This is a genomic window from Dysgonomonas sp. 521, from assembly GCF_010501055.1.
Classification (GTDB): Bacteria; Bacteroidota; Bacteroidia; order Bacteroidales; family Dysgonomonadaceae; genus Dysgonomonas.
This window is the reverse complement of the sequence record NZ_QVMO01000023.1, coordinates 36,502-51,575: the sequence shown is the minus strand read 5'-3', so window position 1 is coordinate 51,575 and position 15,074 is coordinate 36,502. Positions and strand designations below refer to the sequence as shown.

General features: G+C 42.9%; 15 protein-coding genes. 8 read left to right on the top strand and 7 right to left on the bottom strand.

What is annotated here, in order from left to right:
- Window positions 1-695 precede the first annotated feature (695 nt).
- Both D0T84_RS08790 and D0T84_RS08785 read left to right on the top strand, forming a co-directional pair.
- Window positions 696-2,129 carry an FISUMP domain-containing protein gene (locus D0T84_RS08790; RefSeq protein WP_163307510.1) on the top strand — a complete coding sequence of 478 codons (1,434 nt, stop codon included), beginning with the start codon at window positions 696-698 and terminating at the stop codon, window positions 2,127-2,129.
- Window positions 2,130-2,305: 176 nt separating this feature from the next.
- Complete coding sequence (locus D0T84_RS08785; protein ID WP_163307513.1) at window positions 2,306-3,028, top strand: transposase; 723 nt, start codon at window positions 2,306-2,308, stop codon at window positions 3,026-3,028.
- Between the two features lie 124 nt (window positions 3,029-3,152).
- On the opposite strand, the gene D0T84_RS08780 is transcribed toward D0T84_RS08785, so the two are convergent.
- The gene (locus D0T84_RS08780) at window positions 3,153-3,341 is read right to left on the bottom strand and encodes a hypothetical protein (RefSeq protein WP_163307509.1); all 189 of its coding nucleotides are present in this window, start codon (window positions 3,339-3,341) and stop codon (window positions 3,153-3,155) included.
- A gap of 224 nt (window positions 3,342-3,565) precedes the next feature.
- Between D0T84_RS08780 and D0T84_RS08775 the strand changes: the two genes are divergently transcribed.
- Window positions 3,566-4,354: a TerC family protein gene (locus D0T84_RS08775; RefSeq protein ID WP_163307508.1), complete on the top strand. Its 789-nt coding sequence runs from the start codon at window positions 3,566-3,568 to the stop codon at window positions 4,352-4,354.
- 67 nt (window positions 4,355-4,421) lie between these two features.
- Here D0T84_RS08775 and D0T84_RS08770 read toward each other — a convergent pair whose 3' ends face one another.
- The 4 genes from D0T84_RS08770 to D0T84_RS08755 form a co-directional block, all read right to left on the bottom strand.
- A complete protein-coding gene (locus D0T84_RS08770; protein WP_163307507.1) occupies window positions 4,422-5,204 on the bottom strand; it encodes a Cof-type HAD-IIB family hydrolase in 783 nt (260 codons plus the stop codon).
- 232 nt (window positions 5,205-5,436) lie between these two features.
- On the bottom strand, window positions 5,437-5,847 hold the full coding sequence (locus tag D0T84_RS08765) for a DUF1896 family protein (RefSeq protein ID WP_163307506.1): 411 nt from the start codon (window positions 5,845-5,847) through the stop codon (window positions 5,437-5,439).
- A gap of 293 nt (window positions 5,848-6,140) precedes the next feature.
- The gene (lptB, locus tag D0T84_RS08760) at window positions 6,141-6,938 is read right to left on the bottom strand and encodes an LPS export ABC transporter ATP-binding protein (protein WP_163307505.1); all 798 of its coding nucleotides are present in this window, start codon (window positions 6,936-6,938) and stop codon (window positions 6,141-6,143) included.
- A gap of 65 nt (window positions 6,939-7,003) precedes the next feature.
- Window positions 7,004-8,023, bottom strand: a complete 1,020-nt coding sequence (locus D0T84_RS08755) for a branched-chain amino acid aminotransferase (RefSeq protein WP_163307504.1) — start codon at window positions 8,021-8,023, stop codon at window positions 7,004-7,006.
- Window positions 8,024-8,495: 472 nt separating this feature from the next.
- On the opposite strand from D0T84_RS08755, the gene D0T84_RS08750 reads away from it, so the two are divergent.
- Genes D0T84_RS08750 through D0T84_RS08735 form a run of 4 tightly spaced genes read left to right on the top strand, consistent with a single transcriptional unit; the run spans window position 8,496 to window position 11,434 of the window.
- Window positions 8,496-9,467, top strand: a complete 972-nt coding sequence (locus tag D0T84_RS08750; protein WP_163307503.1) for a hypothetical protein — start codon at window positions 8,496-8,498, stop codon at window positions 9,465-9,467.
- A 4-nt stretch (window positions 9,468-9,471) separates the two neighbouring features.
- Window positions 9,472-10,032 (top strand): hypothetical protein, encoded by a 561-nt coding sequence (locus tag D0T84_RS08745; protein WP_163307502.1) that lies wholly within the window; start codon window positions 9,472-9,474, stop codon window positions 10,030-10,032.
- Window positions 10,033-10,045: 13 nt separating this feature from the next.
- The gene (locus D0T84_RS08740; protein WP_163307501.1) at window positions 10,046-10,717 is read left to right on the top strand and encodes a carboxypeptidase-like regulatory domain-containing protein; all 672 of its coding nucleotides are present in this window, start codon (window positions 10,046-10,048) and stop codon (window positions 10,715-10,717) included.
- Between the two features lie 33 nt (window positions 10,718-10,750).
- Window positions 10,751-11,434, top strand: coding sequence for a hypothetical protein (locus D0T84_RS08735; RefSeq protein WP_163307500.1), 684 nt, complete (start codon window positions 10,751-10,753; stop codon window positions 11,432-11,434).
- Window positions 11,435-11,486: 52 nt separating this feature from the next.
- On the opposite strand, the gene D0T84_RS08730 is transcribed toward D0T84_RS08735, so the two are convergent.
- A complete protein-coding gene (locus D0T84_RS08730; RefSeq protein ID WP_163307499.1) occupies window positions 11,487-12,200 on the bottom strand; it encodes an acyl-[acyl-carrier-protein] thioesterase in 714 nt (237 codons plus the stop codon).
- A 200-nt stretch (window positions 12,201-12,400) separates the two neighbouring features.
- Between D0T84_RS08730 and D0T84_RS08725 the strand changes: the two genes are divergently transcribed.
- Window positions 12,401-12,943, top strand: a complete 543-nt coding sequence (locus D0T84_RS08725) for a peptide deformylase (protein ID WP_163307498.1) — start codon at window positions 12,401-12,403, stop codon at window positions 12,941-12,943.
- 109 nt (window positions 12,944-13,052) lie between these two features.
- On the opposite strand, the gene D0T84_RS08720 is transcribed toward D0T84_RS08725, so the two are convergent.
- The gene (locus tag D0T84_RS08720) at window positions 13,053-15,059 is read right to left on the bottom strand and encodes an alpha amylase C-terminal domain-containing protein (protein ID WP_163307497.1); all 2,007 of its coding nucleotides are present in this window, start codon (window positions 15,057-15,059) and stop codon (window positions 13,053-13,055) included.
- Window positions 15,060-15,074: the final 15 nt, after the last annotated feature.

Below are 15,074 nucleotides of genomic sequence, written 5' to 3'. Positions count from 1 at the left end.
GCAGAGAAGTAGAAATAATAGAAGTTCCAAGATAAACTGGCAGTTCACGAATGATAAGGCCAGAATTAAATTAAAAAAACTTTATCCGACAATATTAGATTGACATGACACTAGGTGTGTCAAAGGAATTTCGGTTTCTTTGACACATTTTTTTGAATTACACATTCCTGCCTTTTTCTTACACATTTCTGCCAAAATGACGTTTCGGTTTTTTAATTCTGATTTTTTGTATTTCATTTGTGACGGTAAAAAGCGAATAAGCACAACAAATAACAATGAATTTCACTCACAAAAACACAAGGCCGCATGCCATTTTTCTGTCTGGAAATTTGGTAGTTAGCTGCGTTTTATTAGAGAGAGACTAGCCTGCCTATCAGATAATCTTTTATTCCTACTATTCCTATATACCGCGCGCAGTTTTTTCTGTGTGCGTGCGTTGTTGCGCGATAATCTAAAAAATATTTTTGAAACTGCACAGCATTCTTATCCGTTGAGTTTGTTGTCTCTGTTGTATCTACCGGGGGCTACCTCATTTATGCATTGTCTTCATTATTTGTCTTTACCACTTATTCCACCGTTTGCGAAAATAGTGAATAAACAGCTCCCAGTAAATAGAGCAGGAAATAACAATTCTGACTATACGAAAAATAATATAACAGGCTGTAAAACAACTAACATACTAAATATTCACAAATATGAGAACAAACAGACAAACAAGACTTTTCATCCTTAACACACTTTTACTGTTGCTGCCCTTACTCTGCCTGCAAGCACAAGTAACCATCGGCGACAACAAAGAACCGGAAGCGTTTTCGGCACTCGAACTGGTATCGAACAAAAACACAGGCCTGCGCATGCCGATGTTGACTACTGTAGAGCGCAACGCCATGGCGGATACCTACAGGTCGGATGCCGACAAAAACGCCTTGGCCAAAGGGCTGACTATCTATAACACAACAACCAACTGCCTCGAATTCTGGAACGGTGAAAAATGGGTATCACGATGTGTAGGCGAAGTGCCACCGTATATACCTGAACCTGAAGATCCGAAAGTTATAGTAACAAGTTGTATACCCTATATGTTTACCTATCAGACAATAAACTTGACAGTCTCTTATACCTCTACTCCTGCATCATACCTATGGGTAGTAGATGGCAAAAGCGTGAGTGTGGATGCCAACTTTGCTTACACACCTCCGGCTGATCTTGCTTTGGAAAAAGACATTCTGGATAATTGGACAAAGACTGTAGAAATTATTTGCCAGATAGAAGTGGATGGCGGTAATGTAGTACAGAGCAAAGCCTACGAAATACTGGTAGTAAAAGCCGAAAAAGGCACACTGTCGCCTATCTATGTGAATGCAGTGGATGAAAGTAATAAAGCTTTACCGAAAATAGCATTCGCTCATGTGAATCTGGGTGACGAAAATGAAATAAATCCTTGCAAGATGGGCGGTTGGCTTTTTCAATGGGGGCGCGTGGCCGACGGACACCAAGTCCGTTATCCGAAGTTGTGGCCTGCTAATGGTCAGGATGCCAGTCTTGAGACAATAGCTCATGACCCTGAAGATCTGGATGCTAACGGACAGGTGGCAGAAGGAAACGATCGTTTTGGGAAGTATATAAGATCCTTTGATGATCCTACTAATATTGCTCGATGGGACTGGCGCAACACACACCCCATCAACCTGTGGGGTGATGGAGAGTTGGATTACCACCAGACCAAAGGGTCTGGCGATCCTTGTCCACAGGGATGGAAAGTACCAAGTATAAAGCAGTGGCAATCTATTTATCACGCGACAGCCAATAGTGCGGCACCAAATATTGCGGGAGCTATTAATGACTGGACTGGGTTGGGAACATTCGCTTCAAATAGCGCCAGTGGTTATAAACTGGCCAACGCACTTTATCTGCCGGCTGCTGGCTTTCGTCCTTCTTACAGATCACCTTCCATTTTAGAATATGTCGGTGATGCAGGCCATTACTGGAGTGGAACAATACATATCAATCCATTACCTTATTATGAAAACCATCTTTCGAAACGTTTAATTTTCACCAAAAATGCTGTCCGCTCAAATAATAATGCTGGGAGGGCAGATGGCAGTTCTGTCCGTTGTATCTTAGAATAAAAAATAACCACAGAAGTATGTTCTATACCGGGGTTGTCCGTTTTGGGCAACCCGTTTTTTTTTCGGGGAAGTTTATCTATATGTAGAAGTAGAGGGTAGGGAAAAGCGATCTTTGAAACACCTCACCCCCGCCCTCTCCACTGCCTTAGCTTTGAAGAGGTTGGGTAGATGGATAACTGTCAACTTATCTGGTTGCCGATGCCTATTTCTCAAAGAAGAAAGTAGTGGACACGGTTCTCTCCTTAGGCATGCATTTTATCAGCCGATTGNTTATCAGCCGATTGCGCGATGATGCAGATATGCGCTATATTTACAAGGGAAAACAATCAGGGAAAAAAGGAGCCAACAAAAAATATGATGGCAAGATTAATCCGTATTCCCCTGATATGAATCATTTTTGTGAAGTTTTTACTTCTTCCAAAGAAATCAAAATCTATTCAGCCATTGTATATCACAACACATTAAAATGTAACATTAAACTGGCTATGGCCATATTCTACAAGAACGGAAAAGAAGTAACCCGAAAACTTTACTTCTCAACAGACCTTACAATGGATGCCCTAAAAATAGTCCGGTATTACCGATCAAGATTTCAAATTGAGTTTCTTTACCGCGATGCCAAACAGCATTGCGCATTAAACTCATCGCAAGCCAGAAGTCAAAACAAGCTTTATATGCATTTTAATGCTGCACTAACGGCTGTTAACCTGGCTAAATGTGAACATTGGGCTGATAAAAAAAATTGGAACAAACCATTTTCTATGGCTGATATTAAAACAATGTATCACAACGAATTGCTAATGAAAACATTTTTTGAAAAGTTAGGAATGAACCCAAACTCTAAAAAAAATAAGCGGATAATTAATGAACTAAAACAATATGGGACTATTGCCGCTTAAAAAAGCTGTTTTTATAACGAACTATTGTAATAAATGCTGCCAACCAAATGCAAATAGTTTTCTACTGATGAAAATGCTGGCGAAATGAAAACTATTTGGAAACTTTTATATTCGTAAGGAGAGACTAATTATTTAAATGTATGTAATGCCAATCAGGAGTTGAACTGCTTTCAACTCCTGCCTGAAAGGCAGAATCTTCATAACCGTATGCAAGCGCAGCGTAGCTTACGGAGCAAGGGACAATTACACTCCCCTGCCCGAAGCGGCAGGACACACAGTATGTCCTGTCTTTCAGACAGCTGGTATTGCTCATCCTTTTTCCGCAGGTCGATGACCCGCGGTTATGAAGATTTGGCTTTTCAAGCCTTTTCTCAACTCCTGATTGGTATAATATATTTTTGTCTTGTAATAATGTTAAATATAACTGAATTTAGCTTACAACGCAAGAGAATTTCCTGTTAATTTTACTCCTCGAATTCCACACCGGAAAACCAAACCCCTATGTAATACGTTAAGTTATTCAGACGAACAAAGATTATGGAAATTATACAAACCTTCCTCCTACCCGGCGCATGGATCGCCCTGCTTACCCTAGTTTTCCTTGAGGTAGTATTGGGCATCGACAATATCGTGTTCTTGTCGATAATGACATCCAAGCTACCGAAAGAGAAGCAGGCACACGGGCGCACTGTGGGTTTGCTGCTGGCAATGGTAGCGCGTATTGCGCTTCTGTTTGGCATTTCGTTGCTGATGCAGCTTACCAAGCCGCTTTTCTCATTCGGCACGTCATGGGTAAGCGGCTCCGTTTCGGGTCAGGCCATCATTATTCTGGTGGGCGGCTTATTCCTGATGTATAAGAGTGTGACCGAGGTACATGAGAAACTGGAAGTATCGGAAGAAACCGTTGCTGTAAAATCGAAGAACAACAGTTTTTGGGCGATAATAGCGCAGATAGTGGCGCTGGATATTGTGTTCTCGTTCGACAGCGTGCTTACCGCTGTGGGCATGGTCAGCTTTAAGGAATATGGCTACCAAGGGGCTATGGCTATTATGGTACTGGCTGTTGTAGCCGCCGTGCTGATGATGCTGTTCTTTTCGGGACCTATCAGCAAGTTTGTAAACGGACACCCTACTATACAGATGCTGGCATTGTCGTTCCTCATCCTTATCGGGCTGATGCTGATAATAGAAGCCGCGCACCTGTCGCACCTCAACATATTCGGTTATCAGGTAGGAGAAATACCGAAAGGATATATCTATTTTGCCATCGGCTTCTCCCTATTGGTGGAATTCCTGAATGGCAAGTTGCGAAAAAGATCGAAATAGAGTTTCCTAACCTCGCAGTAAAAAGAGTAGTGCAGCGTTTTTTATTTTATGATTTCAATAATCCTATTTACCCTATCAGCCCGAAATGGCGTAAGGCGTTAGCCACGCCATCTTCGTCCACGCTGCTGGTCACATAGTCGGCTACGGCTTTCACATTGTCTCCGGCATTGCCCATAGCTACGCCTATACCTACATGCCTGAGCATTTCTATATCGTTGCCTCCGTCTCCGAAAGCCATCGTTTCCGGCCGGTCTATATCATAATATTCCAAAAACCGGTCTATCCCCGTGCTTTTGTCTATCCCTTTGATGTTGACGTCGGCAAAGGTGGGATGCCAGCGGCTCGCGCTACAAGTGACAAAAGCCTCCTTCATTATTTTCTCTTCCAGTTCCTTATCTACATACAGGTTTACCTGAAGCACTTCGTCGTCCACCATTTCGCGGAGATTGCGAACAGGAGGTACGGGCACTTCCACCAGGCGGGCTATATCGGTCACGGCATCGTTCACATGGTTTACAAACGAACCTTCCTGTACCATAAAGGCATAAGAGAACTGCGTTACGTTTTCCTGAAAAGCTATCAGTGAGTTCAATTCGTCCTTTGGTATCAGGCGTTTGAATATGACCTCATTGTCAGTAGTTACACAGTAAGCCCCGTTTACGGTGATAAACCCGTCAAACTCCAGCCCGCCCAGATGCTGTACCTGTTTTTTGAGGCGGCCTGTGGCAAGGAAAACTTTGATGCCCTGTGCCTTTACGGCGTTGATAGCATCAATTGTAGACTGTGAAACCGAATGTGTCTCGAAACTGAGAAGTGTACCGTCAATGTCAAAGAAAATAGCTTTTATCATAATCGTATTTGTAATCGACAGCAAAGGTACGGCTTTTGTAGCGGTCTGTGAAAAGAAAGGGGTGCTAAAAATTACATTCTATAATGTAGGGTTAACTGGCGTATCCCCTCTTTGTGGGTGCGTCAAAAGTAAGCTATGGTTTAAATTTTACCAAAATAATTTTTCATATAACGATTTTCTTTCCTTACAAAAACAGGCTTTCTTTAACACTTTACAGGCGTGACTGGCCTTACTATATGGAGCTGACTTCTTCTTCCAGATCTGAATACAGTTCCATATATTCGGGCTTTTCTTTGAAATCGTCCGTCAGGTCATATTTCTGGAATATACTTTCGCATTGCTCCATCAGGCAATATAAGTGTTCTTCATCCTCTGCGCCATATTTTTTCAGATATATGTCCTTCAATATTGCAGATTTAGAAAATTGCAGATTGTGAAACAGTATGCACAACGCGTCTTGATAAGCCTCATCGATATCGATGCCTTTGTCTATTTTCTTTTCGTAACATTGTGCTGCCCTGTCGGAGCGTATACAGATAAAGGCTCTGTCGCGGACAAGTTGAGAATGAAGTTTTTCCAGATGGGCAATCAGACTAGACTTCAAAAAAGTATAGATATTATTATCTGTGTATTCCTTATGCATATGTGTTAAGTTAGGATGTTACTAATGATGAATATCATCGACTAATAAACCCTGTCAATTAATGCATGATAAACTCCTGCTTTCATATTAATTGAATGTCCTCGGTTATACTCCAAAAACAAATGTAAGAATAAAAAGCCAATAAGAATACAATATAGTTGTTTTAACAGTTGCTTGGTGACTATTTTGGAATTCACACTCGCGTCCTTCTTTGTCTAAGAGGGAAAATACAGGGCAATAAAGAAAGTCCTGACATATTCTGTATCAGGACTTTCAGAATTTTTGCTTTATCCTTATTCGTTCAGGAATTCAAAATTACGGCGTTTCAACTGGAAGTCGCGACCGAGATATTTCTCCCTTACTACCGCGTTATCCGCCAACTGTTCGGCACTTCCCTGAAAGAGGACTTTTCCTTCGAACAGCAAATACGCACGATCGGTAATACTCAGGGTTTCGTCCACATTGTGGTCGGTAATGAGGATGCCGATATTCTTATATTTCAGCTTCGCTACGATCTCCTGAATGTCTTGTACGGCAATGGGGTCAACTCCCGCAAAGGGCTCGTCGAGCATGATAAACTTAGGGTCGATAGCCAGACATCGAGCAATCTCCGAACGGCGGCGCTCTCCTCCCGAAAGTCTGTCCCCCAGATTTTTACGTACTTTATGCAAGCCAAATTCATCTATCAGGCTTTCCAGTTTCTCTTTCTGGTATTCCTTTGAGGTCTTGGTCATCTCCAGTACCGAACGGATATTGTCTTCGACCGTCATTTTGCGGAAAATAGAAGCTTCCTGAGCCAGATAGCCGATTCCGTGCTGCGCCCTCTTGTAAACGGGGAACTTGGTTATCTCCGTATCGTTGAGGAAGATTTTGCCCTCGTTAGGCATTACTAGTCCTACGGTCATATAGAAGGTAGTGGTTTTTCCGGCACCGTTAGGCCCGAGCAAACCGACAATTTCGCCTTGCTTTACGTCTATGGAAACATGGTTTACAACGGTTCGCGACGAATATCTTTTCACAAGGTTTTCGGTACGCAATACCATTCTTTCGTCAGGTTTCGCTATCTGTTCTTCTATTTGTATTTCTTCCATTTTTTTTAGTTGATAATTGACAATGGGCAGTTGACAGTTCATCCTCTATTGTCAATTATTAATTATTAACTGACAATCGTTACCCAGCCGTGTGTATCGGGTTCGTCTCCTTCTTGTATACCTCTCAGCTTCTTGTACAACGCTGTGCTTACAGAGCCTGCATTGCCATCTTTGGAGATCACGTAAGATTTATTTTCGTCCAGGTCGTCAACTCTCAGTATCGGGCTGATAACGGCGGCTGTACCTACCTGTCCGGCTTCTTCGAATGTGGCCAGTTCTTCTTCAAGTATTGGCCTGCGTTCTACCTTCATGCCCATATCTTCGGCCAGTTGCATCAGGCTCTTGTTGGTAATGGATGGTAGTATAGACGACGATTGCGGCGTGATATACGTGTTTTCCTTTATCCCGAAGAAGTTGGCAGGGCCGCACTCATCCAGGTATTTCTTTTCTTTGGCATCGAGATACAATACGGCAGAGTATCCTTTCTCGTGGGCTATATGTCCGGCAGCAAGGCTGGCTGCATAGTTGCCACCTACCTTGATGGTACCTGTGCCCAGTGGTGCGGCGCGGTCGTACCCTCTCAGTATCACTACCGGCGTAGGCTTGAAGCCTTCCTTGAAGTAAGGCCCTACAGGGGTAACAAATACAAGGAACATATATTCGGCGGCGGGTTTTACGCCTACCTGCGCGCTTGTGCCTATCAGCAACGGACGTATATACAACGATGCCCCGCTACCATAAGGCGGTACGAAGCGTTCGTTCAGCTTTACGGCTTTTATCACGGCTTCTTCAAAAACTTCTACCGGTAGTTCGGCCATCATGATGCCATGTGAAGAAGAAATCATACGCAATGCATTTTCACGCATCCTGAAAATTCGGATCTTACCGTCTTTTCCCCTGAAAGCCTTGAGTCCTTCGAATGCTTCCTGTCCGTAGTGGAGGCAGGTGGCAGCCATGTGGATGTCAATATTTTCGGATGTAGTTTCGGTTGGCGTACTCCATTTTCCGTCTTTGTAATAGCTTCTTACATTGTAATCTGTCTTCATATATCCGAAAGACAAATTTGACCAGTCTATTCCATTCATGTTAGTAAAAGTTTTATCAGTCAATACTCTCGATAAATTATTTATCTCACAAAAGTACAATTTTCATTGACATTTGCGCGCTTTTTGTCCCATATTCTATTAAATATGAGATTGTATTTTTAAGTTTTAAGTTTTGGGTGCGGAGTTTTTGATATGGCGGCAACCCTGTGTGTTCCCCCTCTTTGGGCAGATACGCAGGGTTGCCTCTATGCTATATAATAACAAAGCATATCATTATTTATGCCAATCCGAATATAAGACAAAGCAAATAAATATTAAGACATACTTACAGGTAAGATCCTTAATATAAATGTCTTAAAATTATACCAACGGGCTTTTTCTATATAATTCTTTCGTAGCTGAAAATAAAATTTTACCTTTGATTGGTTAAAAAATGATAATTTGGGAGGAGCGCTCACCTTCCTGTTCATTCATTTTTATTGTATATTTTAGTGTGCGCAAACCTCATATTATGCAGAAACTGGACTTCGTACAGCATCTTAAGACAGTGGTAGATAAACTGGATTCGGAACGGATTACAGACCATTTCGACAGTGGACTCAACCTTAGGAGTACAATCAAACAAGAAATTGTAGAATACAACTTTGCCAAAATCACGCCGCTACTGTTTTCATCCAAGGTAAATTACGAAAACTTGCTTTTACAGGACAATTATGCCTCTTTCCTGAAAGAGGTTGGCGCGGACAAAATATACAATGAGGATAATCTGGCAAGGCTTGCCCGTGTGCTTACTACAGAGCAATATTATATGGCATTCAAGTCTCCGGAAATACTACAGCTCTACCAGTTTCATCAGGGACTGATAAAGATGCTCGAAGTAGCCGAATCATTGCTACTCAACGAACTGACCGATAAGGATTTTCTTAGTTCGCTCGAAAGCGGAGTATTACTCTTTCAGGTAGTGATAGACAATGATTACATCAGTTCCGAAGAATATATCCGCATACTGGACGCGTTGCAGGAACTGGTAAACGTGACCGGTAAGATACTTATCGACAAAGAAGACAACTATCAGACCGACATTATCCTGCTCGATTCGGGCAGCGATACCAATATAGGGATACAGACATTTGCCGAAGTTGCCAAATCGATATTCTTCCTGTTCAAAGAAATATGGGATTACATTACCAATCATGGTATCTACCAGAACGAAAAGAAGAATAAAGCCCTACTGGACTCGCTGGCTATCAGAAAAGAGATACAGAAGAATGTAAAAGAGGGCGTCCTTTCCGAAGCGGAAGGAAAAGAATACACTCATTTAGTAAAAACTCGCGTAGACAAACTGATAGGGATGAAGGTGCTCCCCAAACAGATAGTCACGGGTTCGTATACACAGACACAAACCAACCGCAACCTGCTCGACGAACTTAACATAAAAGGATTCCTGACAAGCGAACAGGACAAGGGGGAGGATATGGAGTAGAACTATGAAAGACAAAATTATATGCTTATTATTCGTTAACTTATTCTGTTTTTCTCTTATTTCTTCTGCTCAAAATCGACAAAGAATAGAAAAACAGATAGAACTTGACATTTTGGAGGTAACGGACAATTTTCTTCTCAAAACATTGGATTCGGTTATTGTAAAGAAAAAGTCGCCACTTCCTAGAGGTATGTATATACATACTCTTCGTATAGAAGAGGATTCAACACTGGAAGTCTTTAAGCTTATCAAGGTCCGTTTAGACGATGTCGAACTAATTGAACGTTTTGATTATCTCGGGATTTTCTATATAAGTAATACTCCTTTTCTTGTGAAAAAAGGTTGTAATCCGTGTAGGCTAATGGAAGAAGACCCTAAATCAGATGCTGTTTTTAGGAAAACAGGAAATAAAAAACGATTTGAGTATTTTGTATTTGATCCTCAAATAATAGCACCAAACGAGCCTACATACTGGTTTTTTCTCTATGTTTACAAAGGAGGATTAAGTGAGATAGTTCTACCTGAATTTTACATTAGTCGGTTAGGTTTTACGCCTTGTGAATAAAATAATGGCGGGTATGGTAACAGATATAATAAAATGGATTATTTGTATTACAATGTGTATTGCACTCTGTTGTTGTAGTACAAAGAGACTTATTTCTGGTACTGTGATGGAAGAAAATGGGAAGCCTATTAATTTTATTACTGTTTATTCTCCTCAAAGTATACAAAGCAGATTTATTACAAAGAATGATGGAATATACGAGATGTGGGTTAAAAATAAGGATACCGTTCAACTCTCTTTTGAACGCAGGTATTATTTTTCATCCGGTTATAAAGGGATAGAAGATATTCAGGATTATTACCGGAAAGATATAAATGTAGGGAGAAAAGATAAAAAAGTAAATGTAACGCTATATAAAACACCGGAACGTATCCTTTGGGATTCATTAATAAATAAAGAACTTATCAATGCCCGTTACATAAAAGGGCATACTTATTTTAAAAACGGGAATAGGATGCCGGCAGTAAGTGTATGGGTTGAAGACCTGCCATTTGTTCCTCTAAACACTCCATTCTATACAGTTACAGATGAAGATGGCAGATTTGAGATAGCCATACCCAACAGAGATTCTGTACAAATTACATTTTTTGATTTGTTCTTTTCGTCTAAAGAACAAAGTTTAATTATCACAAAAAACACAGCCGACAGTATAAATATCTTAATGGAACAAAATAACGGGGAATAATATAAACGAAAATAACAAACGATACAAACATTTATGACAACTATTTACAAACTCATTACTTGCACGCTACTATGCACTTTCCTGTTTGGCTGCAATATTTTACAAAAGCAACAATCCGGACGTTATATCACAGGATATGTAACAGATACTGAAGGGCTGCCCCTTATGAATATCTGCGTAGAATCCATTTATAAATCAAAAACACAGATATTGGGACATACCGGACATAACGGGAAGTTTTCCCTTTGTGTACCCGACAGGGATAGTATCTACCTCACATTCCACAGCAAATATAATAAACTGCCTTACAGCAGCCTGGAGGACATAGACGACTATCAGGCCAAAGTGTTCCCTGTAGGCAGGGACTCTCTGATAATGGTAAGCCTGCAAAAAACGCCCAAACGCATACAGTGGGATTCCCTCATTGATAAGGAAATGGCTAAGGCGCGTTACATCGAGGGCTATGTGCAGGACGAGGGTGGCCGTGCGCTCACGCCTCTGATATGGGTCGAAAACTTGCCTTTCGTACCACGCGGCACAGAGTTTTTTACTTATTGCAACGAGGAGGGATATTTCTGCATAGCTGTTCCCGATGAAGAAAGTGTGAGTATCACGTTCAGGATGGCAGGGTGTGCCGACAAAACCATTGTCGTCCAGAAAGGCAGTCCCGATATGGTAAAGGTAATATTGGAAAGAGTGGCCGGCAGCGAAATATAAATTAAGTAAAAGTACAAAAGGCAAGGGGAGCTTTCTGCTGCACCTCCACTCCTTATTTCCGGCTAAATTCCATCACGGCGTGAGGCTGGCTATTCCCGTCTAGCAATTGAATATATATCAACGGCTTGTCTGTCCTTATCAGGCGAGGATACAGCATATCTCCCTTTTCGGCAGGCTTCTTGTACTCTATCCGCAGCCTGTCTGTCCTGAAATCTTCGGGCAGAAACTCCATAGCTACACGTACATAATGCGCGTTGTTCATGTGCCTGTTCATATCAATATCGTTGCTCATTACCTGCACGGGCGGGAACTGCGTCACATCGCCTTCGGGTACGGTGATTTTCCTGTCCAGATATTCCATTTCCACCTTATCGTCGAACACCATTCCCGAAAATATTTCCTGTGGCACCTTGGCCAGCCTGTTTGTAGACAAGTTGACGAAGGCACCCGTACTCCAGCTTACCACACATGGCTTATGCCCTTCGTCGTAGATAACGGTATTCCTGTACCCCTGAATATTCTGACATTCGAAAACGCTCGTTGTTATCGTAAGCCTCTCTCCGTATTCAGGCATGCGCAGCACATCCATCTGCCGCGAAGCCAGTAGCTGAGCCATATTATTTTCGCCGAAATATTGTTCCAGCACAGGTTCCGACTTCATCCACAGCTGCGAACAATCCTGCATCATATCCACAGCCGATACAAATTTCAGTTTGCCATCCCTGCCCGTACGACTGGGAGTCACATATTCCTCTATACTAAACATGATATAATTTTTTTACAAAAATAATTATTTTAACTTTTAAAGGCAAGCCGCAGAATACATCTTGTTCGTTGAGGGCAGGTAACAGCTTCTAAAAAAATCCGTATCTTTGTACGCGAATAATAACATGCCGTGGAGTGAAAAAAATAATATACCTACTGATCCTTGCGGTTAGCATATCTGCGTGTAAATCTGTGAAATATATGACAATCAACGAAAAATCGCTGATAAATAGCGGTGCAACGGACACCCCTTTCAGGGTGCTACTGACCAATAGTGAAAAGGATTCCCTTTTCCTGCGCAAGAAAAGTATAGATATAGACACAAAGGACATTGAGTCGGACAAAGACCTGCAACTCCTTATCTCGCGCCTCAACCTTACCCTTGCCGTAGAATCGGGTGTAGGCATTGCCGCCCCGCAGGTAGGCGTAGGGCGCAACCTGTTCCTCTTTATGCGGCTCGACAAAGAAGGAATGCCTGTACAGGTAGCCATCAATCCGCGTATTACAGGGCATTCGGAAGAAGAATTCCTCTTTGAGGGCGACGGTTGCCTGTCGGTACCCGAACTGTCGGGAACTACGCGGCGCTATGCGTGGGTAGATGTAGAATACTATGACGAAAAGGGAACGCCTGTAAAGGAACGCCTGTCGGGAGGCGGACGCGGCCAAGACTATACAGGAGTCATTTTTCAGCACGAGTTCGACCACCTGCAAGGCATATTGTTTACCGACAGGATAGCCGAATAAAAACCGTTCTCCCTCCTGATAGAGACACAAATAAAAAAAGAGGGCATGTCAAAAACCTGCAATACTATGATCTTTCAGGCTTTTGACATACCCTCATTTTATTTTAGATTTAATCCATCCTCTTCAACACAAAAGCCGAACGTGCCGGAATATACAGTTTCAGCCAGCCTTTACCATCTTTGTGATACAATTCGTCATAGATAGTAAAATGTTCCACTGAGTCATCAGTCAGCCCGTTTCCTCCAAAATCGGGAGAGTCTGTATCCAGTACTACCTGATATTTACCTTCAGGAGCAAGGAATCCGTAGTCGGTAAACGATTTACTTGGGTTGAAGTTGAATACGAATATCAGCTTTTCTCTCATATAAGCAAGCACCTGATCTTCATCCTTATCCCAAAGCCTGATAACAGGCGTCTTTTCAAATTTCTTTACAGAGGTAATAAGCGAAAGCATCGCCTTGTCGAAGTCGCCCAGATAGTGGTATTTGAGGTCTTTGTTGTCGGCCAGCCACCATTGTCGGCGCGCGTACTTATATGACCACCCGTTGCCCTCGCGCGGAAAATCGACCCACTCGGGATGCCCAAACTCATTTCCCATAAAGTTGAGGTAGCCGCCATTGATAGTAGAGGCAGTCGCAAGGCGTATCATCTTATGCAGGGCGATACCCCTGTCCGTCATATACGAACTGCCGTAATGCTTCGACATATACCAGTACATATCGGCGTCTATCAGGCGGAAGATGATAGTCTTATCGCCCACCAGCGCCTGGTCGTGGCTTTCGGCATACGATATTGTTTTCTCATCCTCGCGGCGGTTGGTCAGCTCCCAGAATATGCCTGTAGGATGCCATTCCTCATCTTTCCGTTCTTTGATTATCTTTATCCAGTAGTCGGGTATATTCATCGCCATGCGGTAATCGAAGCCATAGCCGCCGTCTTTTATTTTTGCAGCCAGCCCCGGCATACCGCTTACCTCTTCGGCTATGGTAATGGCGTGGGGGCGCACCTCGTGAATCAGCTTGTTGGCAAGCGTAAGGTAGCAGATGGCCTCGTCGTCCTCGTTGCCGTTGTAGTAGTCCTGATACCCTGCGAAATTATCGCCCAGCCCGTGGCTGTAATAGAGCATCGATGTGACCCCGTCGAAGCGGAAGCCGTCGAAGTTGTATTCGTCGAGCCAGAATTTGCAGTTGGACAGCAGGAAGTGTACTACCTGATTTTTTCCGTAATCGAAATTCAGGGAGTCCCATGCCGGATGCTCGCGCCGGCTGCCTCCGTGGAAGTATTGCGTGTATGACCCATCGAAGCGTCCCAGCCCTTCGGTTTCGTTCTTTACGGCATGCGAATGCACAATATCCATTATCACGGCGATACCCATAGCGTGGGCATCGTCTATCAGGTGTTTCAATTCGTCGGGTGTGCCAAAACGGGAAGATGCCGCAAAGAAGCTGGAAACATGGTAGCCGAACGAACCGTAATACGGATGTTCCTGTATCGCCATTATCTGAATGGCGTTGTACCCGTCATCCTTGATACGTGGGAGTACATTCAGCCTGAACTCTTCATAAGTACCTACTTTCTCCGCTTCGGCAGCCATACCGATATGGCATTCGTAAATCAAAAGCGGGTCGGTTTTCGGTTTGAACTTTTTCTTCTTGAACTCGTAAGGCGTTTCGGGATCCCATACCTGCGCGCTGAATATTTTGGTATATTCGTCCTGCACCACCCTTGTTATCCATGCCGGTATGCGTTCGCCCTCGCCTCCGTTCCAGCAGACGACAAGCTTGAATAAGTCCTGATGCCTGATTTTATCCAGTGGCAGTTCTATCTCCCATTCGCCGTTGGACTTGGGATGCAGCTTAAATTCATCATTCTTTTGCCAGCCGTTGAAGTCGCCTACCATATAAATGGCGGTAGCATTCGGAGCCCATTCCCTGAATATCCACGACTTTTTTGTCTTGTGAAGCCCAAAGTACAGATGCCCCGATGCGAAATCCGACAGGGATATTTTGCCATTGTTCGTCAAATCGGCCTCTCTTTTCAGCACATAGTTGTAACGGCCTTCTATTGCTTCGGCGTAAGGTTTCAGCCACGGATCGTTTTTAATGAATTTAAGCATATTATTCAATTAAGA